This is a genomic window from Streptomyces glaucus, from assembly GCF_039533365.1.
GTDB lineage: Bacteria > Actinomycetota > Actinomycetes > Streptomycetales > Streptomycetaceae > Streptomyces > Streptomyces glaucus.
On record NZ_BAAATK010000003.1, the window covers coordinates 223,911 to 239,303 of the forward strand.

The 15,393-nt window shown below is 67.4% G+C and carries 11 protein-coding genes and 1 pseudogene; 9 read left to right on the plus strand and 3 right to left on the minus strand.

What is annotated here, in order from left to right:
* Positions 1-76 precede the first annotated feature (76 nt).
* From ABD363_RS03720 to ABD363_RS03730, 3 genes are read left to right on the plus strand one after another with little or no spacing between them, the layout of a single operon-like run.
* Positions 77-2,068 (plus strand): type I restriction-modification system subunit M, encoded by a 1,992-nt coding sequence (locus ABD363_RS03720; protein ID WP_344599889.1) that lies wholly within the window; start codon positions 77-79, stop codon positions 2,066-2,068.
* The gene (locus ABD363_RS03725) at positions 2,065-3,336 is read left to right on the plus strand and encodes a restriction endonuclease subunit S (RefSeq protein ID WP_344599890.1); all 1,272 of its coding nucleotides are present in this window, start codon (positions 2,065-2,067) and stop codon (positions 3,334-3,336) included. The genes ABD363_RS03720 and ABD363_RS03725 overlap by 4 nt, the downstream gene beginning before the upstream one ends.
* A complete protein-coding gene (locus tag ABD363_RS03730; RefSeq protein ID WP_344599891.1) occupies positions 3,333-6,515 on the plus strand; it encodes a type I restriction endonuclease subunit R in 3,183 nt (1,060 codons plus the stop codon). Before ABD363_RS03725 ends, ABD363_RS03730 begins: the two co-directional genes overlap by 4 nt.
* 59 nt (positions 6,516-6,574) lie before the next feature.
* Here ABD363_RS03730 and ABD363_RS03735 read toward each other — a convergent pair whose 3' ends face one another.
* Both ABD363_RS03735 and ABD363_RS03740 read right to left on the minus strand, forming a co-directional pair.
* Positions 6,575-6,778 carry a DUF397 domain-containing protein gene (locus ABD363_RS03735; RefSeq protein WP_344599892.1) on the minus strand — a complete coding sequence of 68 codons (204 nt, stop codon included), beginning with the start codon at positions 6,776-6,778 and terminating at the stop codon, positions 6,575-6,577.
* Positions 6,775-7,620, minus strand: coding sequence for a helix-turn-helix domain-containing protein (locus ABD363_RS03740; RefSeq protein WP_344599893.1), 846 nt, complete (start codon positions 7,618-7,620; stop codon positions 6,775-6,777). The genes ABD363_RS03735 and ABD363_RS03740 overlap by 4 nt, the downstream gene beginning before the upstream one ends.
* 126 nt (positions 7,621-7,746) lie before the next feature.
* On the opposite strand from ABD363_RS03740, the gene ABD363_RS03745 reads away from it, so the two are divergent.
* Positions 7,747-8,259 (plus strand): ATP-binding protein, encoded by a 513-nt coding sequence (locus ABD363_RS03745; RefSeq protein WP_344599894.1) that lies wholly within the window; start codon positions 7,747-7,749, stop codon positions 8,257-8,259.
* A complete protein-coding gene (locus ABD363_RS03750; RefSeq protein WP_425577933.1) occupies positions 8,256-8,690 on the plus strand; it encodes a transposase in 435 nt (144 codons plus the stop codon). The genes ABD363_RS03745 and ABD363_RS03750 overlap by 4 nt, the downstream gene beginning before the upstream one ends.
* A 535-nt stretch (positions 8,691-9,225) precedes the next feature.
* Here the strand turns inward: ABD363_RS03750 and ABD363_RS03755 are convergent.
* Positions 9,226-9,636 carry a hypothetical protein gene (locus tag ABD363_RS03755; protein WP_344599895.1) on the minus strand — a complete coding sequence of 137 codons (411 nt, stop codon included), beginning with the start codon at positions 9,634-9,636 and terminating at the stop codon, positions 9,226-9,228.
* A gap of 451 nt (positions 9,637-10,087) precedes the next feature.
* Between ABD363_RS03755 and ABD363_RS03760 the strand changes: the two are divergent.
* The 4 genes and pseudogenes from ABD363_RS03760 to ABD363_RS03775 all read left to right on the plus strand — a co-directional run.
* Positions 10,088-10,237, plus strand: a pseudogene (locus ABD363_RS03760) (ATP-binding protein); the annotation flags it as partial.
* A 101-nt stretch (positions 10,238-10,338) separates the two neighbouring features.
* Complete coding sequence (locus ABD363_RS03765) at positions 10,339-11,931, plus strand: serine/threonine-protein kinase (RefSeq protein WP_344599896.1); 1,593 nt, start codon at positions 10,339-10,341, stop codon at positions 11,929-11,931.
* Between the two features lie 80 nt (positions 11,932-12,011).
* On the plus strand, positions 12,012-14,153 hold the full coding sequence (locus ABD363_RS03770; RefSeq protein ID WP_344599897.1) for a UvrD-helicase domain-containing protein: 2,142 nt from the start codon (positions 12,012-12,014) through the stop codon (positions 14,151-14,153).
* Positions 14,154-14,432: 279 nt separating this feature from the next.
* Positions 14,433-15,164 (plus strand): EcsC family protein, encoded by a 732-nt coding sequence (locus ABD363_RS03775; protein WP_344599898.1) that lies wholly within the window; start codon positions 14,433-14,435, stop codon positions 15,162-15,164.
* Positions 15,165-15,393: the final 229 nt, after the last annotated feature.

A 15,393-nucleotide genomic window follows, 5' to 3' on the forward strand; every position in this document is an offset into this window, starting at 1 on the left:
CGGACGAGGAACCACCATCCCTCCCTCCGCACTCACAGTCATCCACACCGGCCCCGGAAGGGAAACGGAAGAAGTCTTGAACAGCAGCAAGCACACGGAGTTGGCGAACCACGCGTGGTCCGTCGCCGACCTCCTGCGGGGGGACTACAAGCAGTCCGACTACGGCAAGGTCATCCTGCCGTTCACGGTGCTGCGGCGACTGGAGTGCGTACTGGAACCGACCCGCGAGAAGGTCGCCGAGATCGCGGAGCAGTACAAGGACAGCGACATCGACCCGGACCGCTTCCTGCGCCGGGCCTCGGGCCACGCCTTCTACAACCGGTCCACACTGACCCTGAGGAAGATCGCGGCGGACCCGCAGAACGCGGCGAAGAACCTCACCGTGTACATCGGGGCGTTCTCCGACAACGCCCGCGGCGTCCTGGACCGCTTCGAGTTCGCCCAGCAGATCAAGCGGCTGGACAGCGCGGGGCTGCTCTACCAGGTCATCGGCAAGTTCACCGACCTGGACCTGCGTCCCGAGGTCGTGCCCAACCACAACATGGGCTACATCTTCGAGGAGCTGATCCGCCGCTTCTCCGAGCAGTCCAACGAGACGGCCGGTGAGCACTTCACCCCGCGCGAGGTCATCCAGCTCATGGTGCGGCTGCTGGTCGCCCCGGACGGCGACGCGCTCCAGCTCCCGGGCGCGGTGCGCACGGTCCTCGACCCGGCCTGCGGCACGGGCGGCATGCTCTCCGCGATGGACGACCTCATCACGGACCTCAACCCGGACGCCACGGTGGAGGTGTACGGGCAGGAACTCAACCCCGAGTCCTGGGCGATCTGCCGGTCCGACCTCATGATCAAGGGCCAGAACCCGGAGAACATCGCCTTCGGCAACTCCTTCTCCGACGACGGCCACGCACGCAGGACCTTCGACTACATGCTGGCCAACCCGCCGTTCGGCGTGGAGTGGAAGAAGGTCAAGGACGAGGTCGAGCGCGAACACAGGACGCTCGGCGACGCAGGCCGCTTCGGCGCGGGCCTGCCGCGCATCAACGACGGCTCGCTGCTGTTCCTCCAGCACATGATCTCCAAGATGAAGCCGGTCGACGTGGACGGCGGGGGCGGCTCGCGCATCGCGATCGTCTTCAACGGCTCGCCGCTGTTCACGGGCGGGGCTGGCTCGGGCGAGTCGGAGATCCGCCGCTGGATCCTGGAGAACGACTGGCTGGAGGGCATCGTCGCCCTGCCGGACCAGCTCTTCTACAACACCGGCATCTCGACGTACTTCTGGATCCTGACCAACCGCAAGAGCCCGGACCACAAGGGCAAGGTCGTCCTGCTGGACGCCCGCGACCAGTGGCAGAAGATGCGCAAGTCGCTGGGCGACAAGCGCAAGGAGCTGGGCAAGGAGCACATCGCCACGATCGTCAAGCTGTACGGCGAGGCCTTGGCGGTGGCGGAGGACCCGGAGCACCCGCTGCACGGCAAGGTGAAGGTCTTCCGCAACGAGGACTTCGGCTACCAGCGGATCACGGTGGAACGTCCGCTGAAGCTGCGGTTCGAAATCACGGAGGAGACGCTGGCGGCGCTGGAGGCGTCCAAGGCGATCCAGAAGCTGCCGCAGGCCGCGGTCCTGGCGGACGCGTTCAAGTCCCTGCTGGGCGCCAAGTGGGCGACGAAGCAGGAGGCTTGGCTCGCGTTGAAGGACGCGGTGGTCCAGGCCGGCGGGACGTGGCCGACGGGGGCACCGTTCAACAAGGCGCTGCGTGAGGTCGTCGGCGTGCGGGACCCGGAGGGCGAGGTCCAGCGCGTCAAGGGCGAGCCCGAGCCGGACGCGGAACTGCGGGACTACGAGAACGTTCCGCTGGGCGAGAACGTCGAGGAGTACCTGGCACGGGAGGTCCACCCGCACGTACCGGACGCGTGGATCGACCTCAGCAAGACGAAGATCGGGTACGAGATTCCGTTCACTCGGCACTTCTATGTGTATGAGCCGCCTCGGCCGTTGGCGGAGATCGACACAGAATTGAAGGCGCTGGAGGCGAAGATTCAAGAGCTGCTCGGGGAGGTCACGAAATGAAGCGACTACTTCCGGCCAGTTGGCGCGAAGCGCGCCTCGGATTCCTCGTCGAGACGCAGGTACCTCAACGGGATAAGCCCGATCCGTTGACCGGACCGATTCCTTGGGTGCGGATCGAAGATTTCGATGGCCAGGATATTCGGGCATCTAAATCAGGTCAGGGAGTAACGCCTGAACAAGTACGCGCCATGAACTTGCGTGTCTTTGAGCCCGGGACGGTTATGTGCAGCTGCAGCTGCTCTATGGGCGCTACGGCAATCGTGCGCGAGCCACTTGTGTCGAATCAGACGTTCATCGGCTTGAAGCCAGGTAAGGAACTCGAACCTCGCTTCCTTTTCTACCTCATGGGAGCAATGCGCGAGGAACTTCAGGCAAATGCCACGGGGGCTATCCAGCAGTACCTGTCACGGGATGACTTCCGCTCTCTCAGGATCCCCTTGCCGCCCCTAAACCAGCAGCGTCGCATCGCCGACTTCCTCGACTCCGAGACCGCCCGTATCGACTCCCTCTCCGCTTTGCGCGAGCGCCAAGTTCAACTTGCCTTCACTCGCCTAGAATCACTCGCCAAGCAGGAAACGGGGCGAATTCTCATTCGGGGCGCCAAAGAGCCTTCCGGAGAATGGATGACTTACCCTCTACGTAGGGCTATAAGCGGCATCAAGACCGGTGCGACCCCACCAGGTTCCGAGCCTGAACCCTGGACCGAAGGAACACATCCAGACACCATTCCATGGTACGGGCCATCCAGCTTCCAAGGCATCATGCACTTGGGAACTCCGGTGAAGCATCTACCAAGTGCCGCTGTAAAGGAGCGAGTGGTTCCATTCTTCGCCAAGGGGTCGGTGCTCATTATTGGGATCGGGGCCACGGCCGGGAAGGTTGCATACCTCGACCATGACGCTTCAGCTAACCAGCAGATCACAGCACTCACGCCTGAGCGTGGCGTTTCCGGAAAATTTCTGGCCTGGCAGTTGTGGGCAGCCACGCAGGAACTCCGTGAACTAGCACCGTACACAACTTTGCCGATCATCAACAATGATTTCCTCAAGTCGTTCCCGATCGCCATGCCCCCCACAGATTTTCAGCAAGCAGTCGTCCAGAAACTGGACTGTGTCGCTGAACGGGTAGGCGCGCTGCATGCAGCAGCAGCTCAGGCTTCGAAATTGACCCAAGAACGTCGCCAATCCCTCATCACCGCCGCCGTAACCGGCCAGTTCGACGTCTCCACCGCCAGCGGACGCAACGTAACCGAAGGAGTCACCGCATGAGCCCCGCGCACGACGAGTCCTCCTTCGGTTCCGCCATCGTCGCCGCCCTCTGCGAGCGCGGCTGGCGCGAGGCGAACCCCGAGGACTACCAAGCCGACCTGGGCCTCGACACCAACGAGCTGTTCACCTTCATCGGCGCGACCCAACCCGACGAATGGGACGAACTGCTCACCGTCTACGGCGGCAACCCTAATGAGGCCCAGCGCGGCTTCGCCCAGCGCCTCGACCGGGCCATCGCCGACGACGGGTTACTCCACGTCCTCCGCAACGGCGTGAAGGACCGCGGAGTCCGTCTCCGCGTCGCCTACTTCAAGCCCAACCTCATCTCCGCCGACTCCGTCCTCGACGGTTACCGGGCCAACCGCCTCACCGTCGTCCGCGAGCTGCCCTACGCCACCAAGCAGGCCGACTGGGGCCACCGGCTCGACCTGGCCCTGTTCCTCAACGGCATCCCCGTCGCCACGGCAGAGCTGAAGAACCCGCTCACCGGTCAGGGCGTCGAGCAGGCCAAGGAGCAGTACCGCACGGACCGCGACCCGACCGAGCTGATCTTCACGCGCCGCGTGATCGCGAACTTCGCGGTCGACCCTGACCTGGTCTTCGTCACCACCCAGCTCCGCGGCAAGAGCACCCGGTTCCTGCCGTTCAACACCGGATCGAACGGCCCCGGCCAGCCCGGCGGGGCCGGCAACCCGGCGCCCACCGCCCACGGCAAGTACGCCACCTCCTACCTCTGGGAAGAGGTCTGGCAGCGGGACAACTGGCTCGACCTCCTCCAGCGTTTCGTGCACCAGCAGAAGCACAGGACGCCCGGCGGCGGCACCACCAAGACGACGATCTTTCCCCGCTTCCATCAGTGGGACGTGGTCCGCAAGCTCACCGCGCACGCGGCCACCCACGGCGCCGGCCAGAACTACCTGGTCATGGCCTCGGCCGGCTCCGGCAAGTCGAACACGATCGGCTGGCTCTCCCACCGCCTGAGCGACCTGCACGCCGACACCGACCCGGCCGCCCTCGACCCCGAGGCCGTCGCCGCCGGCCGCATTAAGCCCGGCGAGCCCGTCTTCGACAAGGTCATCGTCATCACCGACCGCCGCAACCTGGACGCCCAGCTCCGGGAGACGGTCGGCGGCTTCTCGCAGACCGACGGCCTGGTCGTGAAGATCGACGAGAAGCACGGGGCGAAGAGCGAGCAGCTCGCCCGCGCGCTCTCCCGGGACACCGGGAAGATCGTCACGGTCACCCTGCACTCGTTCCCGGCGCTGCTGAACTACATCAAGAGCAACCCGACCGAGATCAAGGGCACCCGCTTCGCGATCATCGTCGACGAGGCGCACTCCTCCCAGTCCGGCGACGCCGCCACCGCCGTGAAGTCCGCCCTCCGTGACCTCGGCCTGGACGCCGACTCGGACGACGAGGGCACGACCAAGGTCACCGTCGAGGACAAGCTGAAGGCGAAGGCCGTCGAGCGCTCCCGGGCCGCCAACCTCTCCTACTTCGCCTTCACGGCCACCCCCAAGGCCAAGACGCTCGAACTCTTCGGCATGGAAGCGGTGGAGAACGGCAAGACCGTCTACCGCCCCTTCCACACCTACTCCATGCGCCAGGCCATCGAGGAGGGCTTCATCCTCGACCCCCTGCGCAACTACGTCACCTACAAGACGTACTGGAAGCTCGCGAACCTCAACCGCGACGAGAAGGAGGTCGACCCCTCCAAGGCGAACAGCCTGCTCGCCCGGTTCGCGCTCCTGCACGAGCACACCGTGTCCCAGCACGCCCAGGTGATCGTGGAGCACTTCGTCGCCCACACCCGCGGCCGGCTCGGTGGCCGGGCCAAGGCCATGGTGGTCACGGCGTCCCGCCAGTCCGCCGTGCAGATGGCCCGCGCCATCAAGAGCTACATCGCCGACCGCGCGTACGACACGAAGTACCCGGACCTCGGCGTCCTGGTCGCCTTCTCCGGCTCCCTCACCCTCGACGGCAAGGAGACCACCGAGAGCAAGGAGAACGGCGGTCTGCCGGAGAGCGCGCTGCCCAAGGCGTTCGCCTACACCCGCGCCGACGACAAGGCCGCGAAGGCCGGCGGCAGGGGCCAGCAGGAGTACCGGATCCTCGTCGTCGCCGAGAAGTACCAGACCGGCTTCGACCAGCCGCTCCTCACGACGATGTACGTCAACAAGACGCTGACCGGCATCGCCGCCGTGCAGACGCTCTCCCGCCTCAACCGCACCGCCGACCGCAAGTCGCAGGCCGACCTGGCCGTCCTGGACTTCGTCAACGAGGCCGAGGACATCCAGGGCGCGTTCCGCCCGTACTTCGAGGAGGCGCACACCCTGCCCTCCGACCCGAACCTCCTCTATACGGCCCAGAGCCGGGTCATGTCCGCGCCGATCATCTCGGAGCAGGACATGGACGAGTTCGTCGCCGCGTACTTCGAGGCGCAGGAGAAGGCCGGCGGCTCCCAGGCCAAGTGGGAGAAGCTGCACGCCGAGCTGTACCGGCTCCTCTCCCCCGCCGTCACCCGCTTCAGCGCCCTCCTGGAGAGCGAGGAGGAGGACGACGTCGAGGCCGCCGAGGAGTTCCGGGCCCACCTCAACGACTACGTCCGCAAGTACGGCTTCCTCGCGCAGATCGTCCCCTATCAGGACGCCGACCTGGAACGGCTGTACCTGTACGGGCGCTACCTGCTCAACCGGCTGCCCCGCCTCGCGGACGGCGGCGTCGACATAGGCGAGGTCGACCTCAGCCACCTGCGCGTCGAGAAGACCGGCGAGCACGACAAGTCCCTCGTGTCCGAGGGCCCGGCCGAACTCAAGGGCTTCGGCGACGGGGTCGGCGGCGGCAAGGACGCCGAGAAGTCGTTGCTGTCGGAGCTGATCGAGAAGTTCAACGCGAAGTTCGGCACGGAGTTCACCGAGGAGGACGTCCTCCCGGCCTTCAACGCCACGAAGAAGGACCCGAAGGTCCGGGCCGCCGCCCTCGTCAACGACGAGGAGAACTTCGGCGTCGTCTTCGACAAGAAGTTCGAGGAGAACATGATGGACCACGTCTCCACGATCGACACGCTCGGCAAGCGGTACTTCGGAACGGACCGGGATTTCAAGTCCAACCTCGACCGCAGCGCCCGCCGCGCGGCCTGGCGGATGATCCGCCGGGAGGAAGGGCTGGACGACTTCTGACAGCACCTGGGGCACCGGCACCCGCTCGGTGCCGGTGCCCCAGGACGCGCCTGCCTGCCTCAGCCGCGCCCGGCCTGCCTGATGAAGGCCGACCAAGCATCGACGCCAACCATCAGAACAGGGCCGGTGGTCCGCTTCGAGTCCCGGACCAGGACTGTCTCAGGAGCAGCGGCTATCTCGACACACTCACCGCCACCCCCCGTGCTGTAACTGCTCTTGAACCAGGCGGCTTCCGGCAGGGCGTGCGCGGTGCGGACGCTCATGTCTCTCCCATCAGTAGCTCAATGAAGGCGGATGACTCGCTGGGCGTCAGTGCCTGTGACCGGAGGATGCCATAGCGAGCTTCCAGTTCATGGACCTTCGTAGCATCGGTGTAGAGACGACTGTCGTCCTGTACTTCCGCATACGCGATCCGCTGCCGCTTGTCCGTGTCGATGAGCGTGAAGGGTCCGCCCAGGGCGGCGTTGTCCTCCCGGTCGATCGGCATGACCTGCACCTCCACATTGCGCAACTGGCCGACATGGAGGATGTGTTCCAGAGTCTTCCTGATGACTTCCCGTCCACCAACGGGCCTACGTAGGACGGCCTCCTCGATGACGAAGCTCATCAGTGGCGCAGGGCGGCGGTCGAAGATCGCCTGCCGGGCCAGCCGGGCCTCCAGACGTTGGTCGATGACCTCGTCACTCAGCAGAGGACGCTGCATTTGGAAGACCGCCCGAGCGTACTCTTCCGTCTGCAACAGCCCAGGGACTGCGTACACGGCATAGACACTCAGGCCAACGGCTCTGGCCTCCAGCCGCGCAGCATCCCGGAAATACGCGGGATACTGCGCCCTGGCAACTTCTTCCTTCAACGCGGTCAGCAGACCTCCGCCGCCCAGTACTTCATCAGCCCGCTCGATGAATCGAGGCTGTGGAATGCGTCGCCCCTGCTCGAAGGAGGCGATGGACTCGGCGGAGTACCCCACCTGCTTGCCAAACTCAAGCCGGTCCAATCCTGCCCGGGTCCGCAGCAGTTTCAGCTGACGACCAAACGCAGTCACCACTCCGGACCCGGTGTCGTCTTCGGCCTTCGCCTGACCTGTTGCAACTTCAGCGTCCTGCACGGGATCACCCCGCCTTTCACAGGCTCTGTCTTCTCACGTACACGGCCCCTCCGCACCTCGTACGGAGTTGGGCCGTCCCCGCGTCACCACTGGTCACGCTATGCCACGGCCCGAGACGCTGCGTATGTGAATCGCACAGAACAACCCGCACCGGCGACCCCCGCCCACGCCTGCTTCACCCTCCGCTTCAGCTCCACGCCCCGGGGCGCGCGCCTGGCCCGTCGGCTCTGCGGGGAACGGCTCGACTCCTGGGGCGTGCCGTACGGCAGCGACGACCACGACGTGCTGAGCCTGCTCGTCTCCGAGCTCGCCGCCAACGCCGTCACCCACGGCCACGTGGCCGGCCGCGACTTCCGCGTCCACCTCCTCGCCCACGCCGCGCCCGGCACCCCGTCCCTCACCGTCCGCGTAGAAGTCACCGACACGCGGGGCGACGCGCTTCCCGAGCCCGCCGCCCCTGCCGCCGACTCCGCCGCCGGTCCCGCCCGTACCGGCGGACGCGGTCTGCTCCTGGTCGAGGCCCTCGCCGATCGCTGGGGCTGCGCACCGCGCCCGGACGGCCCCGGCAAGACGGTCTGGGCCGAATACACGGTGGCGCGATACGGCCCGCCCACCACACGGGGAACCGGTTCTCGGTGAACGCGAGGTCCGCCATCAACAGGAGGAGGCGGATGCACCTCATGGCCTTCACCGAGTCATTCGACGCGAAGGTCATGTGCCGCTTTCTGAACCGGCTCGTCGGGCACTTCGACCGTAAGGTCCACCTGATCATCGACCGGCGTTCGGCCCACCGCTCGAAAACTGTCCAGGCCTGGCCGGCCGACCACGAGGATCAGATCAAGTTGCGCTTCCTGCCCTCGTACTCCCCCGAGCTGAATCCTGACAAGCTGGTCAACGCCGACCTCAAGCACAGCTTGCCCGAACAACACCGGGTCCGCGATCAGGCCAGACTCGCCGTCGAGACCCGTCGTTTTTTCGGTCGACGCCAACGTCAGCCACACATTGTCCGCGGCCACTTCGGTGGCCCGCACGTCCGCTACGCCTTGGACGAGAACCCTATAAGTTTCTGATCGATATGAGCCTCATCGACCTTTCCCGGAGACGTCCGCAACATCCGCGCGGCCCTCGAGCAGGGCATCGTCGACGCGCTCACCGAGGCCGGAGTGAACTACTGGGTCGCCAAGGGCTACCAGAGTTCACGGGGCACCATCCGCGTCCTCTGCCGCAGCCGGTGGGAGACGTTTCCTCCCGGCCGGCAGGCGATGAACAAATTCCAAGCGAAGATTCGAGCCCAGCGGCACTCCTTTCCTGTGAAAGCAAAACCACAAGCCGTCAACCAGGAGGATGGGTGCAGGCGTCGGCGGGCCGCGATCTGAGCCACCTCCGCATATAATCCGGATTTTGCACTGATCTGCCGCATATCCGATCCGGGCGCGGTCGGGAGCGTCTAGCTGCCGTTGGTCACCATGAGGACGACGCCCGAGACAGCACCAACTCGCATAGAAAATAATCTTGGAGAGCAGCGCGCCATCCGCCACGTAGGGCGCCGCAGACATCAGAAGGCCCTCGGAGTGCGCATCCCCGAGGGCCTTCCTGCTGTGCGAACTAGGATACAGTCTTCATTTGGATAACGTAGTAATAGAAGGTTCCTGCTGCAAATCCCAAAATGCCCGTCAACGAGAAAGAGACTCCCGCTACACAGAGGCAGTCCCACCATGGATTGCGAAAAATGCGGGCAAGCAACCCAGTGATGGACGATACAGCCAGCGATACAAGGAGGATTGCAATGGTGATTTTAGTCTGATTCACGTAGTAGTAGAACGTGCCTGCCGCGAAACCCAGGGTGCCCGTGAGACCGAAAGAAGCCCCCGCCACAGAAAGGCAGTCCCACCATGGATTGTGAAAAATGCGGGCAAGCAGCCCAATGATAACCGATACCGTCAATGATGTCGCGAGGATCGCAACGGCGATCCGAAAGGCGCTCCGCCTAATGTCGTCCGAGGTTCGAATGTGCATGGTCGCTCCTTAGGTTTGGTCTTAATGTCATGTGCTTCACCTCTGCCACTTGGCTTGAGAAACTTGCTCGTTGCGCACAGATTATGACTGCGGCTCATTTGCATGCCGATCATCACCTCGGCATGACTCTCCTATGACGCTCGGAAATTTTATCCAACTAGGACTCAGGGGCCTCTCATTTGCACCTCGCTACGCGATCAAGAAAGGATGGAGCCCTACTGAGGGTAGGGGGAGATCGAGGATAGTGCCTGCGCCCTCATTTGAACAGAACTTCAGCCCTGAACACCTGGTTCCCGCTGTCACCCGTTCGTGGCAGCAGCGCCACCAGCCTACGCGGACGAGCTCTGATGCCACTTGTTGGCGTTTCGAACTGTCGGCCATTTGTTCGATGTAGAGCTTGTTCTCGTCCAAGAGGCCAAGAAGTCGCATCGCCCAGTCTCCTCTCACCGGCGGACGCGGCCTGCTCCTGGTCAAGGCCCTCGCCGACCGCTGGGGCTGCGCACCGCGCCCGGACGGCCCCGGCAAGACGGTCTGGGCCGAGTACACGGTGAACACGCTGGACACGGTGGCGCGATACGGGCCGTCCGCCGCGCCCTCGTAGGGCCGGGCTGGACGCAGTGATCCCTTTCCGGGGAAACTGACCGCGGCCGACGAAGCTCGGGGAACGGGCGAGCGCAAGTGCAGGACGCGGGGCGGGGACAAGTGCCGGACAGACCGATCGCGGGCCGCTACGAGCTGCTGGAGCGGCTCGGCAACGGCGGCATGGGCGACGTGTGGCGGGGTTACGACGCGGTGCTCGACCGGCCGGTCGCCGTGAAGCGGATCCGGCCGCAGACCGTCGCCGCCACGCCGCAGCTGGCCGAGGAGCTGGAGCGGCGCTTCCGCCGCGAGGCGCGGATCACCGCCCGCATCCAGCACCCGGGCGTGCCGCAGGTGTACGACGCCGTCCTCGACAGCACCCACGAGCACCTGTTCCTCGTCATGGAACTGGTGGAGGGCGTCCCCCTCACCCGGTACGTGCACGAGGAGCGGCCCCTCCCCGTCAGCTGGGCGGTGGCGATCGCCGCGCAGGTCGCCACCGTGCTGTCGTACGCGCACGACGTGCCCGTGGTGCACCGCGACCTGAAGCCGTCCAACATCCTGATCGCGCGGGACGGCACGGTGAAGGTCCTCGACTTCGGCGTCGCGGCGATCCTGCAGACCGACGTCACCCGGCTGACGGCCTCCGGCCGGCCCATCGGCACGCACCAGTACATGTCGCCCGAGCAGGTGCGCGGCACCCGGGTCACCCCGCGCACCGACCTCTACGCCCTCGGCTGCGTGCTCCACGAACTCCTCTGCGGCAAGCCGCTGTTCAGCGCGCGCAGCGACTTCGAGCTGATGGACCGGCACGTCCGCGCCGCGCCCACCCCGCTGCGGCGGCTGCGCGCGGACGTGCCGGAGGAGCTGGAGGCGCTGGTCCTGCACCTGCTCCGCAAGACCCCGGAGAGCCGGCCGGTGGACGTGCAGGAGGTGTACGAACGGCTGATGCCCTTCCTGCCCGCGCCCGGGGAGTCCTCCGCCCTCGGGGAGGCCGGACCGCCCGGAGCACCGGACCCGACCGGGCTCTACCGCCGCCCCTACGCGCCCCGCGCCCGGGCCGAGAGCCGCCCCCGGGTCGCCCCGGGCACGGCGGCGCCCGGCCAGGTCGCCGAGCACGTGGTCTCGCCGCCCGAGCGGGAGCTGCTGCGGGCCCAGCTGCGGGAGGTCGACGAGCACTACATCGCCCTGATGGAGGAGGAGCGCTACACGCAGGCCGCCGAGGTCGCGGGCGAGATGATCGAGCCGCTGGCGCGGGCCCTGGGCGCCGAGAACAAGGCCGTCCTGCGGCTGCGGCGGCGCCGGGCGGTCAGCCGGCAGCTGGCGGGCGACCACCGGGCGGCTCTGCCCGAGTTCGAGGCGCTGGCCGAGGCGTTCGCCCGCATCAACGGGCCGACCGGCGAGGCCGCCCGCGACTGCCGCGCCCAGGCCGCCCGCTGCCGCGGCGAACTCGGCCAGGTGACCGAGGCGCTGGCGGAGCTGCGGGCGGTCCTCGAAGTGGAGCGGGCCGTCGAGAGCGACGTCAGCGACGCGGCCGTGGAGCTGCGCCGCGACATCGGCATGCTGCTGCTCAGCCAGGGCGACCCGCAGGAGGCCCGGGCTTGGCTGGAGGCGCTGTACGAGGACGTGGTGCTCGTCCACGGCCCGCGTCACGACGTGGCCGCCGAGGCCGCGGAGGTCCTGGCCATGCTCCGCCGGGAACTCGGCGGCGCGTGACCGGCGCGGCCCGGTTGGAAAGCCGGTGCGCGAACGCCCGGACGGCCTGCGGCCCCGCCACGGCGGCCTAAAATCCCGTCATGCCGCACCTCGCCCTCGACAAGGCCTTCTGCCAGCAGCTGGAGAAACTCGAGAAGCACGTCAGGAACGGCGTGTTCGACGCCTGGGAGAAGTTCGAGCGGCTCACCCTCGACCAGCTCTTCAAGGACCCGGGCCTGAAGCTGGAATCCCTCAAGGGCGCCAAGGACCGGCAGATCCGGACCATCCGGATCTCCCAGGGATACCGCGGCGTGGTCCTCGCGCCCGAAACGGGCGACACCTTCGTGCTGCTCCGGGTCGGCCCGCACGACGAGGCCACCGAGTGGGCGGTGAAGCAGAAGGCGACCATCAACGCCGTCACCGGCGCCGTGGAGCTCCGTGAGATCGCCACCCTGGAGGAGCTGACCCCCGCCTACGAGCGCATCGCGCCCGCCGAGGAGCAGCGGCTCTTCGCGAAGATCTCCGACGGGGAGATGGCCGCGCTCGGCATCGACGCCACCACCCTCGCGCAGGCCCGTGTGCTGACCAGCCTGGAACAGCTCGACGTCTTCGGGCGGTTCTTCCCGCCGGACCAGTACAAGGTGCTGGAGCACCTGGCCCTCGGCGCGAGCGTCGAGCAGACGTGGCAGGAGGTCGTCGTGCCGGCGCTGGCCGACGCGGCCTCCCAGGAGCCCGTCGACACCACCGACTACGCGACCGCCATCGCGCACACCCGCACCCGGATCGCCGTCGTCACGGACGCCGACGAACTGCGCGACATCCTCGACAAGCCGTTCGCCGCCTGGCGGATCTTCCTGCATCCCGCCCAGCACAAGGTCGCCTACCGTCCCTCGTACTCCGGCCCCGCGCAGGTGACCGGCGGGCCCGGCACCGGGAAGTCCGTCGTCGCCCTCCACCGGGTGCGGCATCTGCTGCGGCACCTGCGCGACGGCGACCGCATCCTGCTCACCACCTTCACCAACGCCCTCGTGGACTCCCTCACCGAAGGGCTCTGCCTGCTCGTCGACGACCCGGACCTGCGCGACCGGGTCGACGTCATGACCGTCGACGCCTTCGCCGGGCGCGTGGTCAACACCTCGCGCCGGCCGCTCACCGGGTACGAGGAGATCGCCCGGTGGGAGCAGGCCGCGGAGGCCACCGGCTTCACCGGCACCCCGCAGTTCCTCGCCCAGGAGTACAAGCACGTCGTCCTCGCCCAGGACCTCCGCAGCCGGGAGCAGTACGAGCGCTGCGAGCGCCGGGGCCGCGGCAGCGCGCTGCCCGCCTCCGCCCGGCCGCTGGTGTGGCGGACCGTGGAGGAGTTCACCCGGCGGCTGGCCGAGGACGGGCTGCGCACCTACCTCGGCACCTGCGTGGAGGCCACCGACCTGCTGACCGAGCAGGGGCCGTGCTACCGGCACGTCGTCGTCGACGAGGCCCAGGACCTCCACCCGGCCCAGTGGCGGATGCTCCGCGCGGCCGCCCCGCGCCGCCCCGACGACCTGTTCATCGCGGGCGACCCGCACCAGCGGATCTACGACAACCGGGTGTCGCTGAAGTCCCTCGGCATCAACGTCGCCGGCCGTTCGACCAAGCTGCGCAAGAACTACCGCTCCACCCAGGAGATCCTCAGCTGGGCGACGGGACTCCTGCTCGGCCGGCCCTACGCCGAACTGGCCGACAGCGGACGGCACGACACCCTGATCGGATACAGCTCCGCCCTGCACGGCTCCGGGCCGCGCGTCCACGCGGCGAAGACGGAGGAGGCCGAACTCGACGCCCTGGTCGAGCAGGTGCGCGCGTGGGTGGACGGCGGCGCCGCGTACGGGGAGGTCGGGATCTGCGCGCGGTTCAACAAGACCTGCGAGAAGGTCAGGGACCGCCTGATCGCGGCCGGCGTCCCCGCCAGCCGGGTCCGCGCGGGAGCCGCCCGCACCGACGACGCGGTCAACGTGGGCACCATGCACACCTTCAAAGGGCTCGAGTACCGCTACACCGCCGTCGTCGGCGTCGACGACCGTGCCCTGCCGAATCCTTCGGCCATCACCCCGGAGGAGGTCGACCGGCTCCAGCACGAGGCCGACCTCGCCGCGGAGCGCTGCCTGCTGTTCGTCGCCTGCACCCGGGCCCGGGACGGCCTGTACGTCTCGTGGACCAGGCAGCCGAGCCCGTTCCTGGTGGAGGCCGGCTGCGGGGTGGGATAGTCGGCCTGGTCCGCTCGCCGTCCTCGAGTCGAGCGCACGCGAGCAAATCGAGACAGTTTGACGGTGCTTTCACTTTCATGGGAAGGTGTAGCCGCTTCAGCTCGTGAAGGGCGGCGCGGCGAAGGACGTCGCGGCGCGAAGGGGTGGACGGGCGGTAGCGAGGGGGATGCGGCTTCAGCCGCCCGCAGCCTTGCCGGGGATGCCCGGTACCGGAATCCTTCTCCTGCCCGCAGCAGTGCGGGACGTCCCTCGGCGGGGCGCTCGCGGAAGGGGTGTGTGATGGCCGACGAGAAGACTCCTGACGAGGGAGCGGTCGAGAAGGCCGGGCGCTGGGCCGCAGAGCTCGCGGAGAAGGTCATGGTGAACGGCGTGGGGCCGATCACGGGATCGGTGGCCTGGGCCGAGGACCGTCTCTCGCGCCGGCAGGGGGCCGATTACCGGGCACCCGACGACGAGGAGCGCCGTTCCCCCGAGGACATGAAGGACGACATCGACGCGGTCGTCGCCCGCCTCATCAAGGAGTCCATGGCCGCGGCCGGGACGCAGGGGTTCGTCACCGGGCTCGGAGGCCTGCTCACCGCGGGCGTGACGATCCCGGCGAACGTGGCCGCGTCCCTCGCCATCAACATGCGCCTGGCCGGCGCCATCGCGCACCTCCGGGGATGGGACATCCGTGATCCGCACGTGCGGACCGTCGCGATGATGCTCGCGATCGGGATGAGCGCGCAGAACGTCCTGGCGGCCTTCGGGGTGAAGATCGGCCATAAGATCGGCGAGCAGATGATCAAAAAGATCCCGATCGCGATGCTCCGTGCGATCAACAAGAAGGCCGGGTTCCATCTCGTCTCGAAGTACGGGACCAAGCGCGCGGCGGTCACGCTCGCCAAGGGAGTCCCGATCCTGGGAGGCATCGTCGGGGGGACCGTGGACGCAGGGGCGACCGTTGTCATCGGACGGGCCACGGACAAGGCCCTGCGCGGCGACACCCTGCGGGCCGAGGAACCGAAGTAACGGAGAGGCGAACCGGGCGGGTGAGCGCCCGCCCGTTCCTCGCCACGCGCGCAGGAGCAGCGGGGGTTTTCCGCGGCCCCCGCGCTCGTCGCCGCCCGGCCCTGTCAGGCCCCGTCCAGGTCGTGAGGCCGGCGGTGCTTGCGGGTGGTGCGGGGCCGGTCGCCGGGCCCGTCATCGTCGTCCCGGAGGGGAAGTCCTCGTCCCGGCGCTCGCCTGGCCCCGAACGCAT